Below are 25,559 nucleotides of genomic sequence, written 5' to 3'. Positions count from 1 at the left end.
CCCGCGCCGGTGGTCACCGATCCGTTCACCCTGCAGGTGGCCGCCTATCTGAAAGAATCGGATGGCCGGCGCTTTGTGGATCAGCTGAAGGAGCAGGGGCTGGATGCCTATTGGACACGCGCCACCAGCGGGAATAAAACCTGGTTTCAGGTACGGGTGTCCCATTTTAAAACCAAGGATGAGGCCTTGGCTTACGGAGAGGCGTTGAAGAATCGCCAGATTATCGGCGATTACTATGTCGCCAACTACAAACGCCCGGACCTGCCGTGATTAACGACAGGTAACCCGGATCCGTCCGGGGCCGTTATGCATCCTTTTTTTTCGAGCAGCGAAAAACAGACGATCGCCGCTTCAACCCGGCCAGCCGCAGAGATGCCTGACGGGACGGGAACCCGCTTAGTTGAAGGAAGCGTGATCGACAATCTGGCGAAGGTGTTCCGCCTGGGTCTTGGTGATCGTTGCGATGGCGGCGAGTTTGTCATCGTCGATATTGGCCGACATGCCCACCACCCAGATGGCGATGGGAAGCCCCTGCAGGTTGCCGAGCGCCACGGCCACGGCTTTGATGCCCGACAGGTACTCCTCGATATCGATCGCCACGCCTTGCTGGCGAACCCGTTCCAATTCCGCCATATACGCACCGATGTCGGTGATCGAACGCGGTGTGTAGGTGCGCAGGCCATATTTTTGAATCAGCGTGCCAACCAATTCGGGACGTTCCGTGGCGAGCAGGGCCTTGCCCACGGCACCGGCAATCAACGGGATGGTCGAACCGATGGGCACCGAGATCTTCAGTGAGTCGAAGGCCTCGGCGATGGAGATAATCAGGACCCGGTGACGAATGCGGGCGCCCAGGATCACCGTTTCGTTGACCGTGTCACGGATTTCGTCGAGGATCGGCTGGGCCAGTTTCAGCACTTTTTCCTGATCCCAGGTAGAGAACATCAGTTCCGCAATCATGGGGCCCAGAAAAAGTTTGCGACCCGAAAGCCCCTGGGTGAGAACACCTTCGCGGAGCAGGGCGTGCACGAGCCCGTGTGTCGTGCTTTTGCTGTAGCCCAGCAGCTCCGATAGCTGCACGAGACCCAGACTCTCGGATGACTGCGCAACGGTTTTCAGAATCTGAAACGCCTTGTGCACCGCCGGTGCCTTGTATCCCGGGGACGATGATGGGTCGGAAAACGAGGATTTTTTTGCATGGATGTCGATTTCTAATGGTAGTTCATTATGCTGGATAGAATATCGACCGGTTGAATAAAAGTCAAGCACCCCAATATCTTTCGGATCCGATAATTTTAAATGTGTTACACTTTTGTTAAACCATTTCGGCCAGATCAAAACTTAAGAAATTATTCATCTCAATGAACGCTTTTCGACCCGTTGCGCGGCTATCCACGGCGTCTCCAAAATGCGAAAGGGGGCGGCTGACATCCCGGCGTTTCGCCAGACCGGGTGCCCGTCTCCCCCTCTTTTTTTATTTGTATTCCACGCGCAACTGTTTCTTGTTGATTTTGCCCACGCTGGTTTTGGCGATACTTTCGACAATTTCCACGCGGTCGGGCACCCCATAGCGGGGAATCACACCTTCGTCGGCATGTTGGGCAAAAAAGGCCTTCAGCTCCTCGGGGCTGACAGCGGTCTGCAAGCCCGGCTTGAGAACCACCAGGGCCAGGGGCCGCTCGACCCATTTGGGGTCGGGAACACCGATGACCGCCGCCTCGCTCACCGCCGGATGGCGGCTGATGACACTTTCCAGTTCCAGTGACGAGATCCACTCGCCGCCGGTCTTGATCACGTCCTTGATCCGATCGGTGATCTGCAGGTAGCCTTCCGCATCGATGAAACCGATATCGCCGGTGTGTAGCCAACCCCTTTCCCACAACGCCTCGCTTTTTTCAGCATCATCCACATACCCCTGGGTCAGCCAGGGGGCGCGCACGACGACCTCGCCGACGCTCTTGCCGTCATGGGGGACGGGCGTGCCTTCGGGATCCACCACCTCCAGCAGCACATTGGGAACGGGCAGGCCGGTACGGCAGCGGATTTCCACCTGGCGGTCGATATCCCAATCGGCCATGTGGGATTTCAGATTGGCGATGGTCAGCAGGGGGCAGGTTTCACTCATGCCGTAGGCACTATAAATGTTGATGCCTCTTTGCAGGGCCGCCTGGCACAGCCCCTGGGAAAGGGCACTGCCGCCGATGATGACTTTCCAGCGCGAGAGATCCACCTGATCGATCTCCGGGCTGTTAATCAGCATGTGAATGATGGTGGGCACGCAGTGGGAGAAAGTGACTTTTTCCGTGTCGATCAGCCGCAACAGCACGGCCGGTTCGTATTTGCCCGGGTAGACTTGACGGGTGCCCAGCAGGGTGCACAGATAGGGCATGCCCCAGGCATGCACGTGGAACATGGGGGTCATGGGCATGTAAACGTCGGCCGAGCTGATCCTGGCCTGGGATTCGTAAGCGCATGCCCCGGACATGAAGCCGTAGGTATGCAGGACGATCTGCCGATGGCTGAAATAAACGCCTTTGGGAAGGCCGGTGGTGCCGGTGGTGTAAAAGGTGGTGGCCATGGCGTTTTCATCGAAGTCGGGGAAATCATAGGATGGCGAGGCTTCGGCCAACAGCGCTTCGTATTCGCCGATCAGGGACAGCGGGGTTTGCGGATCGGTGTCGCCATCGTTGATGAGAATGATTTTTTTCACCGTTTCCATCTGGTCCTTGACCGATTCCAGGAGCGGTAGAAAATCGGCGTTGACCAGAATCACGTCATCCTTGGCATGGTTGATCGTGTAGATCAGTTGATCCGGTGAAAGGCGAATATTGATGGTGTGCAGCACAGCGCCCATCATGGGAACGGCGAAGAAGCACTCCAGGTAGCGGTGACTGTCCCAGTCCATCATGGCCACCGTATCGCCTGGGTTGACCCCCATTGATGAAAGCAGGTTGGCCAACTGCTGGACCCGGCGGTTCAGGTCGACGTAGGTGTACTTCATTTTATCCCGGTAGAGAATCTCGCGATCGGGGTAATAGATCAGTGGCGTGCGCAGGATATTTTTGATCAACAGGGGAAAATCGTAGGCCGAGGGGGTTTGGGGGATGAGTCTGACGGGCATGGCATACCTCCTTGTTGTTGTGGATACATTGTCGTAACCGCGGGTCGGTTCCTGACAAGCAGTATACAATCAACGCCGGTGCGGATAAATCGGCCGCGGCCGGTTTTTGGAGAAGGCCAGGGGATGGCCGGGGTGTAGGCGATTGGCCTACAATCAAGCGGGTGCCTTGCCAGATGGCGAGAACGGCCGTTAGGCGTCATCGAAATGGGATTTCTCCATCCACAACACGGCTCGGCGAACCAGGTCGGCGGTGGTTGGAATACCCAACTTGTCCTTGATGCGGTCCCGGTAGGTTCCGATGGTTTTGATGCTCAACCCCAGGCGCGAGGCGATGTCCCGGGTGGAGAGTCCCGACCCCAGCAGCCGGAAGACCTCCAATTCCCGGTCGGTGAGGGTATTCACCGATGGCTGGTCGGCGGCCTGGGCGCCCAGACGGAACCGCCCCAGAAGACTGGTGGCGGCCGTTTCACTCAGATGGATGTGCCCCTGGAGAATGGCGCGGATGGCCTGGATCACCGATTCGGACACGGCCTTTTTCATCAGGTATCCCCGTGCGCCGGCCCGAATGGCCCGTTCGGCCCAGACCGATTCGGCATGCATGGAAAGCACCAGGATTGGCAGGGGATGCTGACTGGCGCTGATTTCGCGGACCAGGTCCAGTCCGTTGTCACCATCCAGGGAGATGTCGACAATTACCATGTCGGGCGCGGCCGCGGCAACCGCCGCCCGGGCCCGGGACAGGCTTTCGGCCACGGCGCAGACCTGCAGATCGGGTTCCTGATTGATCAGTGCTTCCAAGCCCATGCGGAAGATGGGATGGTCGTCGACGATCAAAACGCGAATGTCGGGCGATGCTTTCACCGGAGATTTCCTTGGTCAGTCGGGCCTCCGGCCGCCTCGTTCAGGCTGCCGCTCAGGGTCACCCGGGTACCATCCGTGTCGGTGTCGATGGTCAGGGTGGCGCCCATGGCCCTGGCCCGATAGGCCATGGTGTGCAACCCCATCCCGCCGAAGTCCCTTTCCGTGGGCGATTTCTCCCGCCAGTGGCCGTTGTCCTGCACGATGGCCCGAAAACGGTCGCCGCTGCGCTGGATGGTCACGCCGAGCCGGCTGGGCCGGCCGTGGCGGGCGGCATTGAAAACGGCTTCGCGGACGATATAGTACAGATGCGTGGCGGCGGTATGATCCAAGGCCTCTACAGCCGGATCGAAGGCGATTTCCAGGACGATGTCAAAGACCTCGGCAACTTCGTCGACCAGGGCCTCCATGGCCGCTTCGAGGCCATGCTCGACGATGTGCACCGGATAGAGCCCTTGGGCGAGGCGTCGAATCTTTTCGGTGGCTTCGCTGATCAGCATGCGGATGGTCGCCATCTCCCGGGAGGCGGCCGGCGAGCAGGCGGCGATCTTCTGTTCCAACACCTTGCTGAGCATCTCCACGCCACTCAGGTGGGATCCCAGATCGTCATGCAAGTCACGCCCGATGCGGCGGCGCTCCCGTTCCCCCACGGCGATCACCTCCCGTTCCAGACGGCGGGTATCGGTGACATCCACCATGGAGGCGATGCTCTGGGTGGTGCCCGGTACCATATCGATGCTGATCGCCACCTCGCGATATCCCTTGTCCCGGGAACGGATGCAGAACTCGTACTTGCGCGGGGCCGCATCCGGGTCGATCCGGCGGGAGATATGGTATTGTTTCATACGGGGAAGATCGTCGGGGTGAATGAACGTTGTCCACTGAATGCGTCCCTCGATTTCTTCGGGAAGCATGCCCATCAGGCGGGCAAAGCCGTCGTTGATGGCCGAAATGGTGAAATCCTCCTCGATGAGGATCGTCGCCGTGCCGCTGTTCTTGAAAATCGTTTCGTAGCGCGCCATGGCGTCGCACAGGGTTTTGGCCTTCCGGCACCAATGGTCGCGGGACCGCTGAAGCGCCCGTGCGTGTCGCAGCAGGCGCCGATCGGCCGGTGAGCGACGAAAACAGTGAAGATTCGGCATAGGATCTCGTTGGTTTTGCAGACGCAAGGATGGTGAATTCGTAAAAAGCAGCCTACCCCTCGCGGGGAAACCTTTAGAAGTCGCATTTCCGACGGATTCGTGAAAAGCCCGAGATCAAGGCTTGCGAATCCTGAGGAATGAGGCGTACTTAGCGTACGCCGCAGTGACGAAGGATACGCGTAACGCCGATATCGGGCTTTTCACGAGTCCGTCAAGGATGGTGCTGAACCCTGGTATGACAGTAGGTTCAAGCACCCTGCGCTGTCAAGGGAAAGCACCGTGCCGGAATCGCCACCGTCAGGAGAATACCATCCTCTTTTCGCGCAGCCCCTTGGGCGCCGGTACGGCACGCACGTGTTCCAGGGCCGTCCGGTGGTCGGGGTCTTCCAGGAAGATCGTCAGCATCCCCCGGCAAATTATTTTCCACGCGCCCGTCAAGCATTGACGAATGGACGACTTTGATCCATTCTGTAGCCGCGATGGTTGGAAAGACAAGCATAGCCGCTTTTTTTGAACATCCCACCCGACAACAGACCATGATGAATACCCACACCAGCGATTTGAACCACAACCACAGTTTCGGCCAGGAGAAAAAACAGCCCGGAGAGGTTCGTACCCTGATCGTGATCGTCATTACCGCCGTCATGATGGTGGTAGAGATCGGTACCGGCATCCTTTTCGGATCCATGGCCCTTTTGGCCGATGGTCTGCACATGGCTTCCCATACGGCAGCCCTTACCATTACCGTCTTTGCCTATATTTACGCCCGCAACCATGCGCATGACGAACGCTACAGTTTCGGCACGGGCAAGGTGAATGCCCTGGGCGGTTTCTCCGGTGCGGTGCTCTTGGCCGTGTTTGCCATGATGATGGCCGTGGAAAGTGTCATCCGCCTGTTCAACCCCGTGGCCATCGCCTTCAACCAGGCGATTCTCGTTGCCGTGATCGGTTTGGTGGTCAACGGTCTCTCCATGGTCATTCTTGATCACAAGGCAGCCCATCACCACGGCCCTTCGCACGGGCATACCCCTTCTCATCATCACCATGATGATGAGAAGGGGCATGCTCACCCGGGCCACCCCGACCATAACCTGCGATCGGCCTATCTGCATGTGTTGGCCGACGCGCTGACCTCACTGCTGGCCATTGTTGCCCTGCTGGCGGCCAAGTACTTCGACCTGCACTGGATGGATCCGCTCATGGGCATCGTTGGGGCAGCCTTGGTTTCGCACTGGTCATTCGCGCTATTGCGAACGACCAGCCATGTACTGTTGGACCGGCAGGCATCTGCCCCGGTTTGCCGCCGGGTGATCGACAGCATCGAGAAGAACAGTAACAGCCGAGTCATCGACCTGCACCTGTGGTCCGTAGGGCCGGGCATCCATGCCGCTATTGTCGCCCTGTCTGCGGAACATCCCGAAACACCGGAGGCCTATAAACGGTTGATACCCGCCGATTTAAAACTGGTCCACGTCACCGTGGAGGTCATTCCGGTCCGAACGCGATCCAGTCATCAAAAGGAGGAAATCATGTCTGCAAAAAAAATTCTTATGTTGGTGGGTGATTATGCCGAAGACTACGAAACCATGGTCCCATTTCAGGCACTGACCATGGTGGGTCACACCGTGCACGCGGTCTGCCCGGACAAGAAGGCCGGTGAGACGATCCGCACAGCCGTGCACGACTTCGAGGGTGACCAGACCTACAGTGAAAAGCCGGGCCACAATTTCGCCCTGAACGCCACGTTCGACGATATACAGGTTGAGGAATACGATGCCCTGGTCATTCCTGGGGGGCGGGCGCCGGAATATATCCGGCTCAACACCCGGGTGCTGGACATGGTGCGTCATTTTGCCAAGGCCGGCAAACCCATCGCCGCCATTTGCCATGGGGCTCAGCTCCTGGCCGCCGCCGGTGTGCTGGCGGGAAAAAGCTGCTCGGCCTATCCGGCCGTGGGGCCGGATGTCGGCATCGCCGGCGGCACCTTCATGGATATCGCCGTGGATCAGGCCCATGTGGACGGCAACCTGGTTACCGCCCCGGCCTGGCCGGCCCATCCCCAATGGCTGGCCAAATTCCTCGAAGTGCTGGGCACCCGTATCGATCCCTGACCGGCCTGCTGCCGGGAGCCGTCTTCGGATCGGCTTGTCGGGTGACGCGAACGACGGCTTCCCGGCCACGCACAAGGAGAACACATCGATTGATCATTACATTTTGGCTCCCGATGACACTCGTCCTGTTTCTGGCTGGTTTGGAATTCTACCGATACGGACGCCAGTACCGACAGACCCAGTCCCTGAGAAACGAACTCTTGGAAACCCGAGAGGAACTCCATCGCCGGGAGGCGGTGCATTCGCTGAACCAGACCCACTGGGAGCAGACCGAAGAGAAGCTGCGCTGCTTTCTCGAGCTCATGGATACCCTGATCAACACTATTGCCAACCGATCTATTTCAAGGATGGGAAGGGTATCTACCAGGGGTGCAACAAGGTATTTGCCAAGCAAATCCTCGGCCTGACCCGGGATCGCATTATCGGCCGCCATCCCCAGGAACTGACCGAGCAGATTCCGGCCGACCTTGCCGCTACCTACCAGCGCGAAGAGCGCCGCATGTTCGAGAAAGCCGGTTTTCACAGCTTCGAGACCAAGGTGCAGTGTGCCGATGGCGAGCGGCGCGATTTTCTCTTCAGCATGGCGCCGGTGATGGATTGTGAGGGAAAGCCCAGCGGCAGCGTGGTGGTACTGGCCGACCTGACCGAGAAGAACCGCGCGGCCCGGGATCGTGCGCGCAAGGAGAAGTTGGAGGGCGTGCTGGAAATCGCCGGAACGGTGTGCCATGAACTCAATCAGCCACTTCAGACCCTTTCCGGTTATATCGAACTCTTAACCATGACCCTCGAGGGTCACACCACAACAACCTATTTGGATAAACTCTCTCCCCAAATCGAACGCATGCGCAGCATTACCGACAAACTGCACAGCATTACCCGCTATGAAACCATGGACTATGGTGAGCGCACCAAAATCATCGACCTGGGCAAAGCTTCCGAGGGCCGCTGAATCGGAATCCTTCCTTCATATTATCCCTTCGGTATTACGTCTTTTTCGTCTTCCAGCATGCCGGACAGGGGCCTTCCGGCACCATTTTGTAACGGCTGAAAATAACTGTAATTGTTGGAATCATCTTTCTATGATGCGGGTTGTTTGGTAAAATACGGAACCCAGTTTCCTGTTGCTGTTCACGAAATAAACCATAAAAACAAAGAGTTGAAATAATATGGGGCTCGCTACCGATATCATTCTTCTGATCGTCGCCGCGTTTTTTTGCGGCCTGCTGCTTCAGCGCATCGGACAACCGATTATCTTGGGTTACATTGCCGCCGGAATCGTCCTGGGACCGCATACCGGCGGTTTGACCGTTTCAAATATCCACGAGATTGAACTGCTTGCCGAAATAGGGATCGCGCTTCTGCTTTTCGCTTTAGGCCTTGAATTTTCTCTCAAGGATCTAAAACCCGTTAAGATGGTAGCCCTGGTGGGAACACCGATCCAAATGATTCTGACCATCGGTCTGGGGTTCGGCATCGGACAGCTCATGGGGTGGGATTGGAAACCATCGCTATGGCTTGGGGCCCTCATATCCCTTTCCAGCACAATGGTTCTTCTCAAAACACTGATGAATCAGGGCTGGTTGGGAACCCTCTCCAGCAAGGTGATGATAGGGATGTTGATTGTCCAGGATTTGGCGGTGGTCCCCCTGATGATCATCCTTCCCCAACTCAACGATCCGGCATTGGGAATTCCGGCGTTGGGCTTTGCCGCACTCAAGGCCGGATTGTTTCTGGCCGGCATGGTGCTGTTGGGAACCAAATTGCTGCCGGCATTGATGGCCTATATCGCCGGATTGGGATCCCGGGAACTTTTTTTATTGGCGATTACCGCCATCGGTCTGGGAATTGGCTATATCACCCAGCTGGTCGGTCTTTCATTTGCTTTTGGCGCTTTCGTGGCCGGCATGGTGCTGAGCGAATCGGATTATGGCCATCAGGCCCTGAGTGATATTATTCCGCTGCGCGATATTTTCGGGCTGTTGTTTTTTACCTCCGTGGGAATGCTCTTTGATCCGGCATTTCTGTTCAAGCATGAAAAGGAAATTCTTATTCTGGTTTTGGTGGTTGGCGTTGGCAAAGGGCTTATCTTCAGTTCGATCGCATGGGTTTTCAAGTATCGTAATGTCATCCCGCTGGCCATTGGCCTTGGTCTGTTCCAAATCGGCGAGTTTTCTTTTGTCTTGGCCAGGATTGGCGTGTCCACCGGCTCCATCGACAATGAGCTTTACAACCTGATCCTGACCGCAGCGATTCTCAGCATGGTGCTCACCCCGCTGGTATCAGGCCAGACGGCGCGTTTGTACGCATTGAAAAAACGTTGGTTTCGTCATGAGGCGCTGGAATCCTCAAACATTTCCGAAGAAGGATACATCGGCCACGTTGTTGTGATCGGGGGCGGCCGGATAGGCTTTCAAATCGCCCACGTCTTGAAACACCTGAACATCCCCTTTGCCATCATCGAAAACGATCATCGCCGGTTCGAGCAGATCAAAAAGGCCGGGATGCCTGTTGTTTACGGTGATGCCAACCAGGAAATCGTGCTGAAGGCCGCTGATATCACGGCTGCCAAACTGATGGTAATGACCATTCCCGGCCTGGTTAACGCCATGCCGATCATTCATCAAGCGAAAGAACTCAACGGAGATATAATAACCGTTGCACGAAGCGACGGACCAGACGCATTGGCGCATCTAAAGGCGCTGGGGGTATCGGAAGTCGTCTTGCCCGAATTCGAGGCCAGCCTCGAGATGACGCGCCAGTCACTTCTTCATTTCAATATCCCGCCAACCGAGGTGCAGCGTCACACGGATATTGTCAGACAGCGATTATATGCGGATTTATTTGACAAGGATGAAGATTATCGGGTCCTGTCCCAGCTCCGCAGCGCTGAATTGCAATTTGACCTGCAATGGATTCGTCTGCCGCCCAGAAGCGCTGTCGCGAACCGATCCATCGGTGAGAGCGAGATCCGTAAAAAGACCGGTGCGTCAATCGTCGGCGTTGTCAGAAACGGGCAGTTGAAGGCCAATCCCGACGCGGATTTTATTCTCTTGCCGGAAGACCTTGTGGCCATTATCGGCGGCGTGGAAAGCCGGGATAACTTCTCTATCCTGGCTTCAGGTTAGATCTGGGAGAATTTGCTGGCGGGCCGATTCTTTTTCAGGATTCGCCCATTCCCTTGACCCTTGACAATGCGCATGCGTGGTTTTCGATCGAATATTGGAAGTTCCAATAATGGTGAGAGTATACATCTGAATATTCTATTTTACAGGTTGTTGTTCACCATAGTAATTGAGAAGCCCAGTGATGAGCCATGGGAAGCGCTCAATAATTCGTCGTCGTACCTAATTGAGACGTAGCCACTTTTGCAGGGTTTTGAGACAATGAAAAGAAGTAAAAGCGTGTTGGTTACCTGTCATTGCGCATTGAATGCGAATGCAAAGATCTACCCTTTAGCCTCGGTCGGTGGTGTTTTTTTTGATGCCATATCCACCTATATTCAGTCCGGATGCGGATTGTTCCAGTTGCCATGTCCGGAATTGTCATATTTGGGTATCAACCGGTGGGGAATGACCTGGGAACAATACGATCACCCGAATTTTCGTGCACATTGCCGGAAAATCCTGGAATATCCACTTGTTCAGATTCAGGCGATGTTTCAGGCGGGCTACGAATTCGTCGGCATTGTGGGGATGAATGGCAGCCCCAATTGTGGTGTGACAATGACGTGCGCGGGTTACACCGGCGGTGAGATTTGCTCACAGAATAACATTGCTGGCCAGGTGAAAGCATTGCGTTATATTTCCGGGCAAGGCGTTTTTATTGAGGAATTGGTTGCAATGTTAAATCAGATTGGACTCCAACCGGAGCTGTTGGCGATTAGCGAGACACAACCCAAATGAAAAGGAGAAGAAATGGCGCTGAAAAAGAAAATCATTGTGGGGACTATCGTCGGATTATTGATGGTTTTGCATGGCTTTTCCTGGGCCGACGGCACATTTGATAAGGTCAAAAACAAAGGCGAGCTTGTCGTTGGATTATGTGCTCAATATCCACCTTTTGAATCGAAAAACGAAAAGAATGGAGAATTGGAAGGTTTTGACATCGCCTTGGGAAAAGCGCTTGCAGATCAAATGGGCGTTAAGGCCAAATTCATTGATGCTGAGTGGCAAGGATTATTGGGCGGCCTGAAAAAAGGCGATTATGATGTTCTGATCACCTGTATGTCAAAATCAGAAACCCGCAGTGAAAATGTCAATTTTAGCGATGTTTACTACACCCTCCCCGACGTTATCGTTGTTCGTAAAGATGAAACCGTTATCAAAGACAGGGCCGATTTGAAGGATAGGAGAATCGGGGTTCAACTCGGTTCCGGCAGTGAGCAAATTGCTGATAAAATGAAGGGCATGTTCAAGGAAATTAAGCGTTACAATTATAATCCCGAGGCTTTTACGGACCTCAAATTCAAACGCGTGGACGCCGTTTTGGTGGGTTATGCATACGCGGTTAACCAGATTAAAACGGATCCTTCCTATAAAGTTGTCGGGACCCCACTCTCGGAAGCCGAAATCGTCATGGTCCTGCCAAAAGGGGCTGATTCACTAACCTCGCAGTTAAACGATGCCTTGGCAAAGATCAAGGGCGATGGAACTTATCAACAAATTCACGATCGTTGGCTCAAAATTGATTGATCACAACGTTGAATGCCATGCTTGATTTCAGGATTGACATTCTTTTCAATGCCCTTCCCCTTTTGGGGGAGGGCTTGAAGGCAACGGTTCTTGTCTCGTTAACGTCCTTTCTATTTGCCCTGCTGATCGGGCTTTCAGTCGGTATTGCCAGGGCCGAATCCCCAAAGGCACGGATCTTTTTGGGCCCCTACGTTGAACTCTTCAGGGGCACGCCGCTTTTGATTCAGCTGTTCTTTATCTATTATGGATTGCCCTCCATCGGTTTGAATATGAACAATTACACTGCCGGCGTGATCGGCCTGGGGCTGAACGGTGGCGCGTATATTTCTGAAATCATACGTGGCGCACTTTATTCGGTGGAGAAAGGACAGCAGGATGCCGCCGCTTCTTTGGGGCTTACCTGGTATCAATCGATGGTGCATGTAATCCTCCCCCAGTCGATTCGGGTCGCATTGCCCCCCTTGGTCAATTCCTTCTCAGCTTTACTCAAAGACTCCTCACTTGTATCTGTTTTAGCGATTACGGAACTCACACGCGTTAGCCAATTGATTTATACGCGAACATTCCGTGCATTCGAGGTCTATCTGATTGTCGGAGCCATTTATTTCGGGATGATCTACGCCGTATCGCGATTGTCTAAACGCCTTGAAGCGCGATTTGAAATTATCGGAAGATATGGCCGTTAAGGTTCGCAATTGAACGGATCATCAAAAAGTTGCCCGTCTGGCTACGCAAAATTGCCAAACGCCCCCCCCCCCTAACGCCATTCCATTAAAATTATATTGATTCGTTGGAAAATGATTGCCATTCATTTTTTTCTTGACGGCAGTGGCGCGGCGATATAGATATTGCTTAGCAATAATATAATACCGCAGAGCGATATTTTTTATATGGAGACCACTATAGGGCGACCCAATCATGAGAATGACGGACCTGTACAAGAAAATGGAATTTATCAGTCGGAATCTGGCTTATCTGGGAGCGATCGCGCTGATGGCGATGATGTTGCTCACCACGGTGGATGTGGTGGGGCGGTATTTCTTCAACAAGCCCGTTCTCGGTGCCTTCGAGTTGACCGAGTTTCTGGTCCTGATTTTGATATTTTCCCTTCTGGCCCATAGCCAGGCGAACAAAAGCCACGTGGCCGTCGACCTGATCTTCGATCATTTCCCCGGACGGTTGCGCAAGATCATCGAAGTGTTCAACCATTTGGTCTGTTTGCTGTTCATGCTCCTGATTGCCTACCGAGGGTTCATCAGGGCACTGGAAATAAAAGCATTCGGAGAGGCCACCTCGAATCTCGGAATCATCAAGTATCCATTTGCCTTCTTTGTGGTGTTGGGTTGCGTTGCGTTGAGCATTGAGTATCTAAGAGACCTGATCGGCCTGTTTGGTGCCAAGCAGAAGGGAGACGACCGTTGAGTCCGCAACTGATAGGGGTAATCGGAATTTTATTGATGTTTTTGTTGTTGGCCATGCGGATGTATATCGGCATTGCATGGCACTGATCGGATTTCTCGGGCTGAGCGCGATTGTCGGGTTTTCGGCCGGCGCAAGCATTCTCGGCATTACGCCCCTGGCGGAAGGATCGTCCTACACCCTGAGCGTGATTCCCCTGTTTGTGCTGATGGGCCAGTTTTCCTTCATCTCCGGCATCAGCAGCGATATTTACAAATCCGTCTATTCCTGGTTCGGCCATTTCCGCGGCGGCCTGGCCATGGCAACCATTTTGGCCTGTTCCGGGTTTGCCGCCATCTGCGGATCCTCTCTGGCCACCGGCGCGACCATGGGCATGGTGGCCATACCGGAAATGGACAAATACAATTATGACCCGCGGTTATCCACCGGTTGTGTCGCCGCCGGCGGTACACTGGGGATTCTTATTCCGCCCAGCATCGGTTTTGTGCTTTACGGCATCTTGACCGAACAGTCCATCGGCAAGCTGTTTATGGCCGGCATTCTTCCAGGCGCTTTGCTCTCGTGCACGTTCTTGGCGGTCATCTGGCTGCGCTGCTGGATCAATCCCGACTTCGGTCCATGCGGGCCCTCCACTTCCTGGTCCCAGAAGTTCAAGTCCCTTGCCGGAACATGGGGCATGATGTTGTTGTTCGGACTGGTCATGGGCGGGATCTACCTTGGCTGGTTTACCCCCACCGAAGCGGCCGGAATCGGTGCTTTCGGGGCCTTCGTGTTTGCCCTGCTGAAAAAGAAACTGACCTTCCGGGGCCTGGTGAATGCCCTTTTGGAAACCGGCCGGACCACCGCCATGATCTTTCTGATCATCATCGGCGCGAATATCTTTTCCTCTTTTCTGGGCATTGCGCGGATCCCCATGGAATTGGCCGATCTGATCGCCGGACTGGAAGTCAACCGCTTTTTCATCCTCACCGCCATTGTCCTGATCTTCGTTGTTTTGGGCTGCGTCATGGACGCGTATGCCATTATGATCCTGACCGTTCCGATCATTTTTCCGGTGGTCGAGGCGTTACACTTCGACCCGATCTGGTTCGGCGTGCTGATGGTCATCGTCCTTGAAATCGGTTTGATCACGCCGCCCGTCGGACTGAACGTGTTTGTACTCAAGGCGGCGGCCCCGAACGTCCCCATGGGGACCGTGTTCCGCGGAATCTGGCCGTTCATGATGGCCGGGATCGCGGCCATTGTACTGATTACGATTTTTCCCGAGATCGCGACGTATATCCCCAATCGGATGTAATTTCAGCCCGAGAAAGGATGGATATGCCAAGTTCGAGACAATTTGTTGAATCCTTGAGCCGTGGCTTTAATTTGCTCTCCATCGTTTGCAAAAGTGGAAAGCCATTGAGCCTTTCCGAGCTGTCCAAAAAATGTAACTTGAGCGTCAGCACCATTCAGCGGCTGACCTATACCCTACAGGATATGGGACTGCTGGACCGCGATCATCGCACCAAAAAGTTTAAAATCGGCCCGGAAATGATCACGCTTTCCTTTGCCGTCGTTGACAACCTGGAGCTGAAGCGGATTGCTAACCCATACATGCGGGAACTCAGTCGCAAAATCAACGAGGTCGTGGCCCTGGCCGTTTTTTCCGGCACCCAGGTGATCTTGATCGAATCCATCAAGACCCAGCAGGTCCTGAATGTCAATACGGGCGCGGGGGTAAGCATCCGGTTTCATGCCACGCTTCCGGCAAGGCCATGCTCGCCTTTCTGCCCCAGGCCGAGGCCGATATTTTGCTGGGCAAGTTGACTTTCGAGAAATCCACGGACAACACCATCGTCTCACTCAAAGCCTTTAAGGCGGAGCTCTCCAAGGTCAGAAAACGCGGATTCGCCATCGCCATCGACGAAGACACGGATGGCTTGAGTGCTGTCGCTGCCCCACTGCGGGGAAAGGATGGAGAAGTCCTTTCCGCCTTGACGGTGTTGGTTCCGACGGCACGGGTGTCCAGAGCCAAACTGATCGATGAATATGCCCCTCAGGTGACAAAAATGGCCGGTCGGATTTCGTTTGATATGGGCTTCAGAGAAGACTCCGGGCGATAATGGTGTCGCAAGGGGGAAGTGCGTCGGCGCATTCCCGTCAAGTGGCAACTGGATGCAAAAATAACAAAGAGGAGATTCATGCCATGCAAAAACCAACCGCAACGTCCGTTTTCAAGTACGTCATTGTCTGCACGTTTTTGGTTTTTATTTCTCAAGCAGCCCTTGCCGCAGGCATCGATCTGAAATTTTCGCATAGTTTTTCTCCGATGCACACCATGCAGAAAAAGGTTTTTGAGCCTTGGGGAAAGAAAATCAACGAACTGACCAACGGCCAGGTCACGGTTACCATGTTTCCGGGGGGCGCCCTGGGTAAACCCGGCGACCAATACGTCCTGGCGGAATCCGGCATTGCGACATCGTCTATCTGCTGCACGACTATTCACCCGGACGTTTTCCGGTGACCTCCCTGTTTGAACTTCCGTTCATGACCCCTTCTGCCCAGATCGCCTCCGAAGCCATGTGGAAAACATATGAGAAATTCCCGGCATTCCAGAAGGAATACAGCAAGTACAAGGTGCTGGCCCTGTTCTGCCATCCGGCAGGTCATTTTCATACGACCAAAAAACCCATTCGCACGATAGCGGATTTTAAAGGGCTTAAAATTCGCACCGCCAGCCCCTGGGTGACCGAGGCATTGAAAAACTTCGGTTCCATACCGGTGGAAATGCCCATTACCGATACTTACACATCCCTGGAAAGAGGCGTCGTCGACGGTACCGTGGTTCCATTTGAGGGATTGGGGATATTCAAACTGGATGACCTGGTCAAATACACCACCATCGCCGATTTCTACACCGTCACGATGACGGTCCTGATGAATAAACGAAAATATGAAAGCCTGCCGGAAGATGTGAAAAAAGTCATTGATGAGAACAGCGGTCTGGTCATGTCCACCTGGTGCGGAAAAGCCTATGATGCGGCGGAGATTCCATTTAAGGAACGGGCCATCCAGAAAGGCATCGAGATAATAAAACTATCGGATGCGGATAAGCAGAAACTGCATGCCGAGACCATGCCATTGAGGGGGAAATGGATTGATCAGATGAAAAGCAGAGGTGTTGACGGCAAACCCATCCTTGACGGCGCACTGCAATTTCTCGGGTTGGAATAGAAGGAAGATGATCGATGAACTTTGCCGACATGCTGGATAAAAACGCACGCTATTTTCCTGATCATCCCGCCATCATCGAAGGCGACATCACCACCAGTTTTTCCCGGATTCACCAGGACGTGAACAAGGCCGCCTCAGCCATGGTGGCGCTGGGCCTTGCGCCTGGCGACCATGTGGCGCTGTGTGCGCCCAATTCCTACGCCTGGGTGGTCATCTATTATGCCGCCATCAAGGCCGGTGCCGTGGCGGTCACTTTTTCCTATTTGCTGAAAAAGGATGAACTGACCAAAATAATGGCCGATTGCCGACCTAAAATAGTGTTTACCAGTGATGACAAACGGGGTGATCTGGAAGATCATCGGGCCGAATCCGACTTATCCTTGGTGATTTGCGATAACGGCGACATGTCTTTCCCCTCGCTGCTTGAAAAAGGTGACCGGCAATTTACCACGGTCAACCGCCATCGCGACGACACGGCCGCCATTTTATACACCGGCGGGACCACTGGAAGTCCCAAGGGGGCGATGCTCTCCCATCAAAACATGAAGTCCTCCATCTTCAATACCGCCCATTATGAGCGGTGTACCATCCATGACCGCGCCCTGTGCTTTTTGCCACTGAACCATGTGTTTGGCCAGGTCCATATCATGAACGCCACGCTATACAGTTGCGGGGCCACCATCCTCCAGCCGGCCTTTGACCTGGATCGGGTATTGGACGCACTTACAAGATACAAAATCACCAAGTTTTACGCCGTCCCCACGATTTACATCCGATTGCTGGGGCTGCCGGACCTGAAAGAGAAGTTCGCTTCCATCCGCTATTGCTTCTCTGCGGCCGCCAGCATGGCGCTGGAGGTCGTGCAGGCATGGAAAGAAAAAACCGGCCTCAATATTTTTGAGTCCTACGGCATGACGGAGAGCGCCGCCATGGTGACCTACAACCATTTCTACCGCCATAAGGTGGGCTCCGTGGGAACGGTGGCAAACATCGTCGAAGTGGAAATCCGCGATATGAACGGCAATGCCCTTCCCCAGGGAGAGAAGGGCGAAGTCTGTGTTTGCGGTCCGAATATCACCAAGGGGTATTTGAATCATCCCGAAGAGACCCGGGCCGCCTTTTGGGGAGATTGGTATCGTACCGGCGACATCGGTGTCTTTGATGAGGAGGGGTATCTGTTCATTGTGGATCGGCTCAAAGACATGATCATCACCGGAGGGGAGAACGTCTATTCCCGTGAAGTCGAAGAGGTGCTCTATACTTGTCCTGAAGTTTTGGAATGTGCCGTGGTGGGCATGCCCGATGCCGAATACGGAGAGCGCGTTACGGCTTATATTATCCCCCAGCCGGGGCAGCATATCGACGGGGCGGTTTTAAAGGCCTATATGAAGGCGCGCCTGGCCAGTTATAAAGTGCCCAAGGCATTTATCGAAGTCGAGGCGCTGCCGAAAAGCAGTGCCGGCAAGTTGTTGAAACGTGAGATCCGCGATGCCTATGTTAAGCCGAAACGTTGATGTCGATGCATTGGCGTTGGCGGCTTGATTGACTTTTTGTCGACCTGATCGAGCGTGAGAAAAGCGGCTGATTATAGCCGCTTTTCCTTTTGGATGTTGGTTTTCGGCAACCGAAATCGGCGCTTTTTAAAATTTAACGAGCGAAATCAAAGAGCTGTACATTCCCTTTTTGCCTTTTGCCATCTGTCTGTGATAGGAATTGTTCGTGACGACAACGGAAGGCCCGATTTGCGATTCCCATTGGGATAGGATTGAGCGTGGATGGGAAAAGGCAATTGGGACCTATCCATTGGATCCATGGTATCATTTCTATGTTTCGAAAAAAAACACGCATGACAACAGGTGTCAGCCAGCTGGATCGACAGCTGGGGGGATTGTACATCGGCGATAACGTTGTCTGGTATGACGACGCGGGAAGCTGGCGGCGACTTTTTGCCTTAATTTCATCCAGGAATCCCTAAACCACGAAAAACCCCTTATCTACATCTCCTTCGACCGTTCCCCCAAGACCCTCATCGAAAATTTAGGCCCCTTGGCCGAAAGCCAGTACCTGTCCATCTTGGACTGTTTTACTCACGGAAAAGGTGATGGCAGCGAGGTGTTCAGCAAATTCTATGAAAAGGATGGGGCCCATTGGCCCTTTCAGATCGTCCGGATCAACGATGCGGCCAATCCGGATGTGGTGGCCGACGCCATTTACCGCCTCCATGCAACCCTGAAGGGGGATGTTCGGTTCGTATTTGACTCCCTTACCGGAATGCAGGCGTTGTGGGGCGGAGAAGAGGCCATCTTAAGGTTTTATTCCCGAGCCTGTCCGCGATTGTATGAACTGGACACCATCGCATACTGGATCATGGAGAAGGGGGCGCACACCGAACGGCTTCGAGCCAGTATCAACCAAATCGCTCAAGTGGCCATCGAATTGTCCATTAGCCGGGGCAAGTCGGCCCTGACCATTTTAAAGGCGGATCGTCGAAAACCGGACACTTTGAATGTGCCACTGATCTATTGGAACGACGGCATGGATGTGGCCTTTGAAATGGAGACGGGCAAGGGCGGCACCATCGACATCGGCGGACGGGTGAAACAGATCCGGAACCGACAAGGGATTTCCCAAAAGAATCTGGCGGCTTCCGTCGGCGTTTCCCCCAGCACCATTTCCCAGATCGAAAGTGGTACCATCTACCCATCCATACCGGCGATCTGCAAAATCGCCAACGTGCTGAATGTGGATGTTGCCGGTTTCTTCAAAGGACAAACAGCGGTTGCCGATCGCTTGGTCTTTTCCGGAGCGGGAATTCCCACCAGCCTATCCGACCTGCCCCGCCAGGACGTGAGTGGCTACCGTCTTTGTCCCCCTGATTTCGATGCTGCTGCCGAACCGTATATCATCGAAATTCCGGCCGGCAGAAAGCTTCCCTCTCATTTCTTTATCCACAAGGGAGAGGAGATGGGCTATGTGCTCAGCGGCAGTCTGGAGTTGAAGGTGGGCAACCGCATGTACCGGGCTGACGAGGGGGAAGTGATCTATCTGGTCTCGGAGCTGCCATCCCAATGGAAAAACATTGGCGAGAAAACGGCCAAATTGCTCTGGATCAAAATCAAGAAGTAATAAGGTTGCCGGATTTTTCGGACCGAATGCGCAAGGCGCCGCCCGCCACCGGCGTGACGGGCGGCCAACACGTCATCGGACACCTACGTTCCTATGAATTGAGAATCTTTTTGGCACTTTCATCATTTGCATCGGCCATGTGGCGGATCCCGGTTTCCCTGGCCGTTTCCCGGTTGCCGGCAAAAATGTCGCCCCGGGTCAGTTGGGTGACGGAGAATTTGCGCGAACCCGCGAGCAATTGTTGCATTCCGCAGTAAAGTTTGTCGGCCATGGTGTAGAAGGCGATCGCCCCATAGGGGATATTCTTCATCTCATCCTTGCCAACAATTTTCTCAACGTCGAAGTAGCAGGCAAAGATCTCCTTGGCGGTGGAGCCCACCTCGAGAACCGACTTGGGCAGTTCATTCCAATTCCCGTGCAAATCGCCACGCTTCTCCGGGAAGAGCGCCCCTTCAATATTGGTTCCAACGAATCCGGGAATCATGATGCCGCGGCCCATGCAGATCAACTTGGTGAACGGTGCGCCGAGCGCCAGCCCCTTGTATATGCTGTCTTCCAGAGCAAATCCACCGGCAAAGGACATGTCCACGACCTTGAGACCCTTGGCCGCCAGGATGCTGGCATATTCATACGCCTTGCTGTGCAGGGTGATGGAGGGCACCCCCCAGCTTTGCATCATGTTCCACGGGCTCATGCCCGTTCCGCCGCCCGAACCGTCGATGGTGAGCAGGTCCATTCCTGCATCCGTGGCGAACTTGATTGCCATGGCGAGCTCTTCCATGCCATATGAGCCGGTTTTCAAGGTGATGCGGGAAAAGCCTAGGCTGCGCAAGTATTCCACGCTGCTCATGAAATCCTCTCGCACCTGTTCCACGGATTTCAAATTGGTCGCGCCCAGGCGACTGTGCCGGGCGAAAGATTTGATGGAACCGTTTTCGAACGCCTCTTGCACTTCAGGGATGGTCGGATCCGGATCCACGACATAGCCCCGCTCTTTGAGGAAAATGGCATAGTCGAGGCTTTTCACCTGGATTTCGCCGCCGATGTCCTTGGCGCCCTGGCCCCATTTGAGTTCGATGATCACCTTGTCGCCGTATTTGTCTGCCACGAACTCGGCGACGCCGTTTCGCGTATCTTCTACGTTGAGTTGCACAATGATGGCGCCATAACCATTATAGTAACGGAAATAGCTGTCGATGCGCCGCTCCAGTTCCGGGGCTTTCTTGATCTTGCCTTTTCGTTCGGGGCCCGATGCGATTTCCGAATCCCGATCCACACCCACGACATTCTCACCGATAACCACGGGAATGCCGACCAGCGCGCCGCCGATGGCAAAGGAATCCCAATACTTCGCGGCGATGAAGGTGGAACCCAGGGCGCCGGTCATGAGGGGAAGGCGGGCCTTGGTTTTCACCGCGTTGCCGAATTGGGTCTCCAGCGTGACGTTTGGAAAGATGCAATCATCGGCATTGTCGGTCAATCCGCCGGCCATGCCGTGGGCGCCGTAAGCATACCCCTGGATTCGAAGAGAATTATAGGAGACCCCAACGTGGGTTGTGTTGTCAGCCCCGGAGGTAACGATACCGAAACTTCTGGGGTAAAGCAGTTTTCGCCCCACCAGGCTGGAAAGCCAGGTTTCGCATTTGCCCGTGCAGTCGGCGCGGCACAGGGTACACAGGCTGGACTCGGTCGGATTGCCACGGTTTGCCGTTCCCAGCGCATCATTCTTCTTGGAAAATCTCATCGATAGCATGGCCTGTTCCTTTCTTCGCAAAGTTGGTCTTTTGTTTCAGACGGCATTCCCTTTTCTTTTCCATAAAAAAAAAACGGCGTCCCATCGATAGGCCGTGGCCGACCGATGTCAGACGCCGTTGTCTACGTGTCCGGTTACCCCAAAGCGCCTTTTACCGCCATCTGCCCGCAGGGGTCCCCTGCGTTTCAGTGAAACCCGCTAGTGACAAAAAGACGATGGAAAAGGCGTTCGTATGGCTAACCGTCCAGCCGCCGCTCACGCCATTGTAAGCGGTCAGGTGATTGGATCCATACTTTTTAGATATGCTTCCGCAAAAACTGGAATAGCTTACTACAGTTTAGCTTAATTTTTGTCAACTAAAATTTAGTTATAATTTTTAGTTTTAATAAATACAATTTTCCTCGATCTTTCACACTCTCAGGATCAGTGGATTTGAACTTATTTAAATATATATTGGATTGTTTGCATCTTTATTGATCGCCCACAGAGAGTCGATTTTTATGATTTATCGCGGTATATTATTATCAAAACAATTTTTATTGACATTTAGTTATACTAATTTTAGATGCTATAAATTCATTTTAAGCATGAAAATAACTTCTGGATTAATGAATCTGGGTTTGCAAACAGGCGCACGGGCTAAAAGCCGCGCGTTGTAAGCAGGTCGCCATGGGCACCGGGGAATGGATGGGCCGCACCGGAACGCGCTTTCGCCCGATGACCGCAATTCTGGAGGGAATCATGTGCCGACTACTTGCCATTACGAGCAATGCGTATGTTTCACCGCAAACGGCCGTGGAGGGGCTTGCTGTCATGGGTGAAGGCTACGACGGATCCGGAGTGGGGCTCCTGCTTCGCGACTTGGGCGGCCCATTTGCCGCAATGGCGGATATTCCCGTCTTGAGCGGCATTTTTTCCTCGAAAGGCCTCAAGCGGCTGGACCGGTTCATGATGGACAAGGGGTTCACCACAAAATACAAGATTACCTTCAAGCCACGGCGCCCCGTACCGCCGATGGTTCCCAAAAGGGACGTTTACCTCGTTCGGGCCTACGACTACCCCACGCAATGGGAAGAGATGACGAACCAGGAGCGGCTCGATCAATTGGCGCCCATCCGACTCTGCCTGCGCGATATGGGCGAGGCGGAAAAAGATATGGTGGTCTTCTCATTATGGCCGGATACGATTATGATCAAGGAGGTGGGTGATCCGGCAGCGGTTGCCGACTATTTGCAACTGGATCGAAAGGATCTGATGGCCCGCGTGGTCATGTTGCAGGGACGGCAGAACACCAACCATGAGATCGACCTGTACGCCTGCCATCCCTTCTTCCTGGAAGGCTTTTCCACAATGACCAATGGTGAGAATACGGCCTTTTCCCAGAACCGTGATTTCCTCATGTCGAGAGGCGTCTTGGGGTATCAGGGGTATCTGTCGGATTCGGAGGTGTTCACCCACAGCCTTCATTACATCGTCGGCCGTTTAGGATTGGGACTGGGTTGCTACAAGCACGGAATCACCCCCTTGTCCGATGCGGACATGCGGGCACATCCGGACAGTTTTTTTCTCAGGCATTTGAAGTATACTTGCCGCAATCTGATTACCGACGGTCCCAACTGCGTCATCGGCTGCCTTCCGGATACCACCTTGTTCATGGTTCAGGATCGCAAGAAACTCAGGCCCGGTGTCATCGGCAGTACCAATGGCACCTTCGTCTTCTCATCGGAAATATGCGGTCTTGACGCCATCCTTCCACAAAGGGACAAATCGAAAGACTTTCAGCCCATGCACCTGGACACCGCCATGGTCGCCCCGGACCGTCAGCGTGCCGACATCTTGCATCAAACCGCCCCCGTTATAGCAAAATAGTATCTTTCCGCCAGCCTAACTCGGCTTTAGCCTTAAATCAGCGTGCGTTCACGGTTGATTTAGAAATGCTATGCATGGGAAGTGGACGGATTGACAGTGTTCATTCAGCACCATACTTTAATACTGATATTTCCTTGGGTTATTTATTCAGAAAAACAGAAAAAGGAAGCGTACAGATGCGAATAATTTTCATCTTGCTGATTATCTTTACCCTTGCCGTACCGGTTTCAGCCGAAACCCTTACGGTTAAAGGGACGAAGGGTGCTGAACTTGTGGCCGCGCGGGTGGCTACATTCGACGAGCCTTGGGCGATGACGTTCCTGCCCGATGGCACACTTTTGGTGACCGAGAAGAGACGGGTCTTGTGGCATGTTACCAACGACGGATTGAAGACAGAAGTGCAGGGTATGTGGAACGTCGCCTATGGTGGCCAAGGCGGCTTGGGCGATGTGGTGCTGCATCCTGATTTTGAGCGCAATTCCTGGGTCTATTTGTCTTATGCTGAATTCGGGGATAATAAAACCACAACCGGTGCGGTGGTGGTCCGTGCACGGCTCGATATGAAGAAAAGCCCGCTCAAGCTCGCATCCGTGGAAAGGCTGTGGGTTCAGGATCCAAAAGTTACCGGAAAAGGGCATTACAGCCATCGTATCGCGTTCGGTCCTGACGGTAAAATGTTCATCACTTCCGGAGAGCGCCAGAAAATGGCGCCAGCCAGGATGTTAGTGGCAATCTGGGTAAGGTCCTGCGTTTAAACGACAACGGAACGGTACCCGATGACAATCCGTGGCAGGATCACGGAGGGATGGCCAGACAATTTTGGTCCATTGGTCACCGCAACATGCTGGGCATCGATTTTGATGCTGACGGACGTTTATGGGTCCATGAGATGGGCCCGCGTCACGGTGATGAGTTGAATGTGATTGTCGCCGGTAAAAATTATGGCTGGCCGATCGTGTCGAACGGCGATCACTACTCGGGTATACCGATACCCGATCATAACACCCGTCCCGACCTCGAAGCTCCCCGGGCGTATTGGGTGCCTTCCATTGCCCCGTCGGGTCTTGTAATCTATGACGGTGATATGTTTGCTGATTGGAAGGGCTGTGCGTTTATCGGTGGACTTGTGTCAAAAGCCCTTATTCGTGTTGATTTAGTAGGGGATACCGCCAAAGAAGCTGAACGCTTCAAATGGGGTAAACGCATACGAGAGGTCGAACAGGGACCCGATGGGGCGTTGTACGTGCTTGAAGACGGATCCGATGGCCGTCTTCTAAAGTTGACGGATTCGTAAAAAAAATCCGATATCTACCGAATTTCAGACCAAAACTTGCTGACGGTAACACACCTGTCATTACTATTCAGCACCTTTTGACCCACACCGCGCGAGTCGTTCTACCGTTCCATCCGTGTCAGCGTAATCAACACCATTCCCTTTTTCAGGGTGATTTGGGCGGTGTCACCGGTGAAGACGTTGCTCACCCCTTGGGACGTGCCCAGGGGGAGGGTGGCGTTGTTCAGGGGGTATTCCAATCCGTGGAGGCTGACGCCGACGGCATCGCCGGCCAGGGGCAGGAGTGAGATGCGGTCTCCCTTGCGGCCGCTCAGGGTGACTTGCCGGCCGCCCTTGAGGCAGAGAAGTTCATAAACGTCATCCAGCAGCCGTACCGCATGGCGGGTGAGAAAATCCGCCCCCAGAAGAAGGATATTGGACAGGGTCATGTCCCAGCGGGCACCCAATGCGCCCAGGACGGCGATGTCGTTCGCGCCCCGGGCGATGGCCAGCTTGAGGGCCAGTTCCAGATCGGTTTCGTCCTTGCGTGCCGGGTGGCGGATGATTTCGGTGGCACTGTCGTCAAGGGCGGCCCATTCGAGCGGGTCGACGGAGTCCATGTCGCCGATGAGCACATGGGGCGTCACATGCCAGCGCCGGCAATGGTGCAGCCCGCCGTCGGCGGCGATGATCAGGTCCTGGTCGGCGGAAAGGTGCAGCCCGACGGGCCAGCCGTCCATGACGCCATTGGCAAATATGATGGCCCGGGTCATTGGGTTTCCTTTGGGTGGGGTGGCCATGGTGGCTCCGGAAGAACGGCCATGGCCGCGGGATTCAGGTCAAGGGTAATGGCCGCGTGAATTGCGGGCGGCGGCGTTTCGCTGGGCAATTGGAAGACCAGCCGTGTTTCCGCGGTCAGGGCCACGCCGGTGCGGTAGGATTGTCCGCCGAAGGTGCGGGAGACGACCCGACCACGGATG

The 25,559-nt window shown here is 54.2% G+C and carries 23 protein-coding genes and 2 pseudogenes; 17 read left to right on the top strand and 8 right to left on the bottom strand.

Going from position 1 to position 25,559, the window contains the following annotated elements:
* A partial coding sequence (locus tag JCM12296_RS18725; protein WP_172683982.1) for an SPOR domain-containing protein occupies positions 1-270 on the top strand: 270 nt, incomplete at its 5' end.
* 126 nt (positions 271-396) lie between these two features.
* Here the strand turns inward: JCM12296_RS18725 and JCM12296_RS18720 are convergent.
* From JCM12296_RS18720 to JCM12296_RS18705, 4 genes are all read right to left on the bottom strand, one after another.
* A complete protein-coding gene (locus tag JCM12296_RS18720) occupies positions 397-1,140 on the bottom strand; it encodes an IclR family transcriptional regulator (RefSeq protein WP_054696458.1) in 744 nt (247 codons plus the stop codon).
* A gap of 334 nt (positions 1,141-1,474) precedes the next feature.
* A complete protein-coding gene (locus JCM12296_RS18715; protein WP_054696445.1) occupies positions 1,475-3,121 on the bottom strand; it encodes a fatty acid--CoA ligase in 1,647 nt (548 codons plus the stop codon).
* 189 nt (positions 3,122-3,310) lie between these two features.
* A complete protein-coding gene (locus tag JCM12296_RS18710) occupies positions 3,311-3,982 on the bottom strand; it encodes a response regulator transcription factor (RefSeq protein ID WP_246804552.1) in 672 nt (223 codons plus the stop codon).
* Positions 3,979-5,121 carry a PAS domain-containing sensor histidine kinase gene (locus JCM12296_RS18705; protein ID WP_054696442.1) on the bottom strand — a complete coding sequence of 381 codons (1,143 nt, stop codon included), beginning with the start codon at positions 5,119-5,121 and terminating at the stop codon, positions 3,979-3,981. Before JCM12296_RS18705 ends, JCM12296_RS18710 begins: the two co-directional genes overlap by 4 nt.
* A 536-nt stretch (positions 5,122-5,657) precedes the next feature.
* On the opposite strand from JCM12296_RS18705, the gene dmeF reads away from it, so the two are divergent.
* The 3 genes from dmeF (at position 5,658) to JCM12296_RS36660 (ending at position 8,181) form a co-directional block, all read left to right on the top strand.
* On the top strand, positions 5,658-7,232 hold the full coding sequence (dmeF, locus tag JCM12296_RS42130; RefSeq protein WP_213182488.1) for a CDF family Co(II)/Ni(II) efflux transporter DmeF: 1,575 nt from the start codon (positions 5,658-5,660) through the stop codon (positions 7,230-7,232).
* 89 nt (positions 7,233-7,321) lie between these two features.
* Positions 7,322-7,639: a hypothetical protein gene (locus JCM12296_RS44930; protein ID WP_054696439.1), complete on the top strand. Its 318-nt coding sequence runs from the start codon at positions 7,322-7,324 to the stop codon at positions 7,637-7,639.
* Positions 7,567-8,181, top strand: a complete 615-nt coding sequence (locus JCM12296_RS36660) for a PAS domain-containing protein (protein ID WP_246804555.1) — start codon at positions 7,567-7,569, stop codon at positions 8,179-8,181. The genes JCM12296_RS44930 and JCM12296_RS36660 overlap by 73 nt, the downstream gene beginning before the upstream one ends.
* Before the next feature lie 34 nt (positions 8,182-8,215).
* Here JCM12296_RS36660 and JCM12296_RS40015 read toward each other — a convergent pair whose 3' ends face one another.
* A complete protein-coding gene (locus JCM12296_RS40015) occupies positions 8,216-8,476 on the bottom strand; it encodes a hypothetical protein (protein ID WP_172683979.1) in 261 nt (86 codons plus the stop codon).
* A gap of 9 nt (positions 8,477-8,485) precedes the next feature.
* On the opposite strand from JCM12296_RS40015, the gene JCM12296_RS18680 reads away from it, so the two are divergent.
* From JCM12296_RS18680 to JCM12296_RS18625, 11 genes and pseudogenes are all read left to right on the top strand, one after another.
* Positions 8,486-10,357, top strand: coding sequence for a monovalent cation:proton antiporter family protein (locus JCM12296_RS18680; RefSeq protein ID WP_422698861.1), 1,872 nt, complete (start codon positions 8,486-8,488; stop codon positions 10,355-10,357).
* Positions 10,358-10,615: 258 nt separating this feature from the next.
* The gene (locus tag JCM12296_RS18675; protein ID WP_054696431.1) at positions 10,616-11,134 is read left to right on the top strand and encodes a CD3072 family TudS-related putative desulfidase; all 519 of its coding nucleotides are present in this window, start codon (positions 10,616-10,618) and stop codon (positions 11,132-11,134) included.
* Between the two features lie 12 nt (positions 11,135-11,146).
* The gene (locus JCM12296_RS18670) at positions 11,147-11,923 is read left to right on the top strand and encodes an ABC transporter substrate-binding protein (protein WP_054696428.1); all 777 of its coding nucleotides are present in this window, start codon (positions 11,147-11,149) and stop codon (positions 11,921-11,923) included.
* A complete protein-coding gene (locus JCM12296_RS18665) occupies positions 11,920-12,609 on the top strand; it encodes an amino acid ABC transporter permease (protein ID WP_246804550.1) in 690 nt (229 codons plus the stop codon). The genes JCM12296_RS18670 and JCM12296_RS18665 overlap by 4 nt, the downstream gene beginning before the upstream one ends.
* Positions 12,610-12,841: 232 nt before the next feature.
* Positions 12,842-13,345 carry a TRAP transporter small permease gene (locus JCM12296_RS18660; RefSeq protein ID WP_083456283.1) on the top strand — a complete coding sequence of 168 codons (504 nt, stop codon included), beginning with the start codon at positions 12,842-12,844 and terminating at the stop codon, positions 13,343-13,345.
* Positions 13,346-13,421: 76 nt separating this feature from the next.
* Positions 13,422-14,639, top strand: coding sequence for a TRAP transporter large permease (locus JCM12296_RS18655; RefSeq protein WP_054696422.1), 1,218 nt, complete (start codon positions 13,422-13,424; stop codon positions 14,637-14,639).
* A 17-nt stretch (positions 14,640-14,656) separates the two neighbouring features.
* A pseudogene (locus JCM12296_RS50635) lies at positions 14,657-15,447 on the top strand (IclR family transcriptional regulator).
* Positions 15,447-15,848 (top strand): hypothetical protein, encoded by a 402-nt coding sequence (locus tag JCM12296_RS47745; protein ID WP_157067732.1) that lies wholly within the window; start codon positions 15,447-15,449, stop codon positions 15,846-15,848. The pseudogene JCM12296_RS50635 and the gene JCM12296_RS47745 overlap by 1 nt, the downstream one beginning before the upstream one ends.
* The gene (locus tag JCM12296_RS18635; protein ID WP_054696409.1) at positions 15,845-16,558 is read left to right on the top strand and encodes a TRAP transporter substrate-binding protein; all 714 of its coding nucleotides are present in this window, start codon (positions 15,845-15,847) and stop codon (positions 16,556-16,558) included. The genes JCM12296_RS47745 and JCM12296_RS18635 overlap by 4 nt, the downstream gene beginning before the upstream one ends.
* Positions 16,559-16,572: 14 nt before the next feature.
* Positions 16,573-18,072: a class I adenylate-forming enzyme family protein gene (locus JCM12296_RS18630; protein WP_054696406.1), complete on the top strand. Its 1,500-nt coding sequence runs from the start codon at positions 16,573-16,575 to the stop codon at positions 18,070-18,072.
* 532 nt (positions 18,073-18,604) lie between these two features.
* The gene (locus tag JCM12296_RS18625) at positions 18,605-19,684 is read left to right on the top strand and encodes a helix-turn-helix domain-containing protein (RefSeq protein ID WP_246804547.1); all 1,080 of its coding nucleotides are present in this window, start codon (positions 18,605-18,607) and stop codon (positions 19,682-19,684) included.
* Positions 19,685-19,775: 91 nt separating this feature from the next.
* On the opposite strand, the gene JCM12296_RS18620 is transcribed toward JCM12296_RS18625, so the two are convergent.
* Complete coding sequence (locus tag JCM12296_RS18620) at positions 19,776-21,437, bottom strand: glutamate synthase-related protein (RefSeq protein ID WP_281492065.1); 1,662 nt, start codon at positions 21,435-21,437, stop codon at positions 19,776-19,778.
* Between the two features lie 741 nt (positions 21,438-22,178).
* Between JCM12296_RS18620 and JCM12296_RS18615 the strand changes: the two genes are divergently transcribed.
* Positions 22,179-23,306: a class II glutamine amidotransferase domain-containing protein gene (locus JCM12296_RS18615; RefSeq protein ID WP_054696463.1), complete on the top strand. Its 1,128-nt coding sequence runs from the start codon at positions 22,179-22,181 to the stop codon at positions 23,304-23,306.
* A 65-nt stretch (positions 23,307-23,371) separates the two neighbouring features.
* Positions 23,372-24,600, top strand: a pseudogene (locus JCM12296_RS50630) (PQQ-dependent sugar dehydrogenase).
* Positions 24,601-24,701: 101 nt separating this feature from the next.
* Here the strand turns inward: JCM12296_RS50630 and JCM12296_RS18605 are convergent.
* Positions 24,702-25,352: a thiamine diphosphokinase gene (locus JCM12296_RS18605; RefSeq protein ID WP_054696403.1), complete on the bottom strand. Its 651-nt coding sequence runs from the start codon at positions 25,350-25,352 to the stop codon at positions 24,702-24,704.
* A partial coding sequence (locus JCM12296_RS18600; protein WP_054696399.1) for a TOBE domain-containing protein occupies positions 25,349-25,559 on the bottom strand: 211 nt, incomplete at its 5' end. The genes JCM12296_RS18605 and JCM12296_RS18600, both read right to left, overlap by 4 nt.

Origin of the sequence: Desulfosarcina cetonica JCM 12296 (assembly GCF_001311845.1) — a bacterium.
Lineage (GTDB): Bacteria > Desulfobacterota > Desulfobacteria > Desulfobacterales > Desulfosarcinaceae > Desulfosarcina > Desulfosarcina cetonica.
This window is presented reverse-complemented; position numbering and strand designations above follow the sequence as displayed.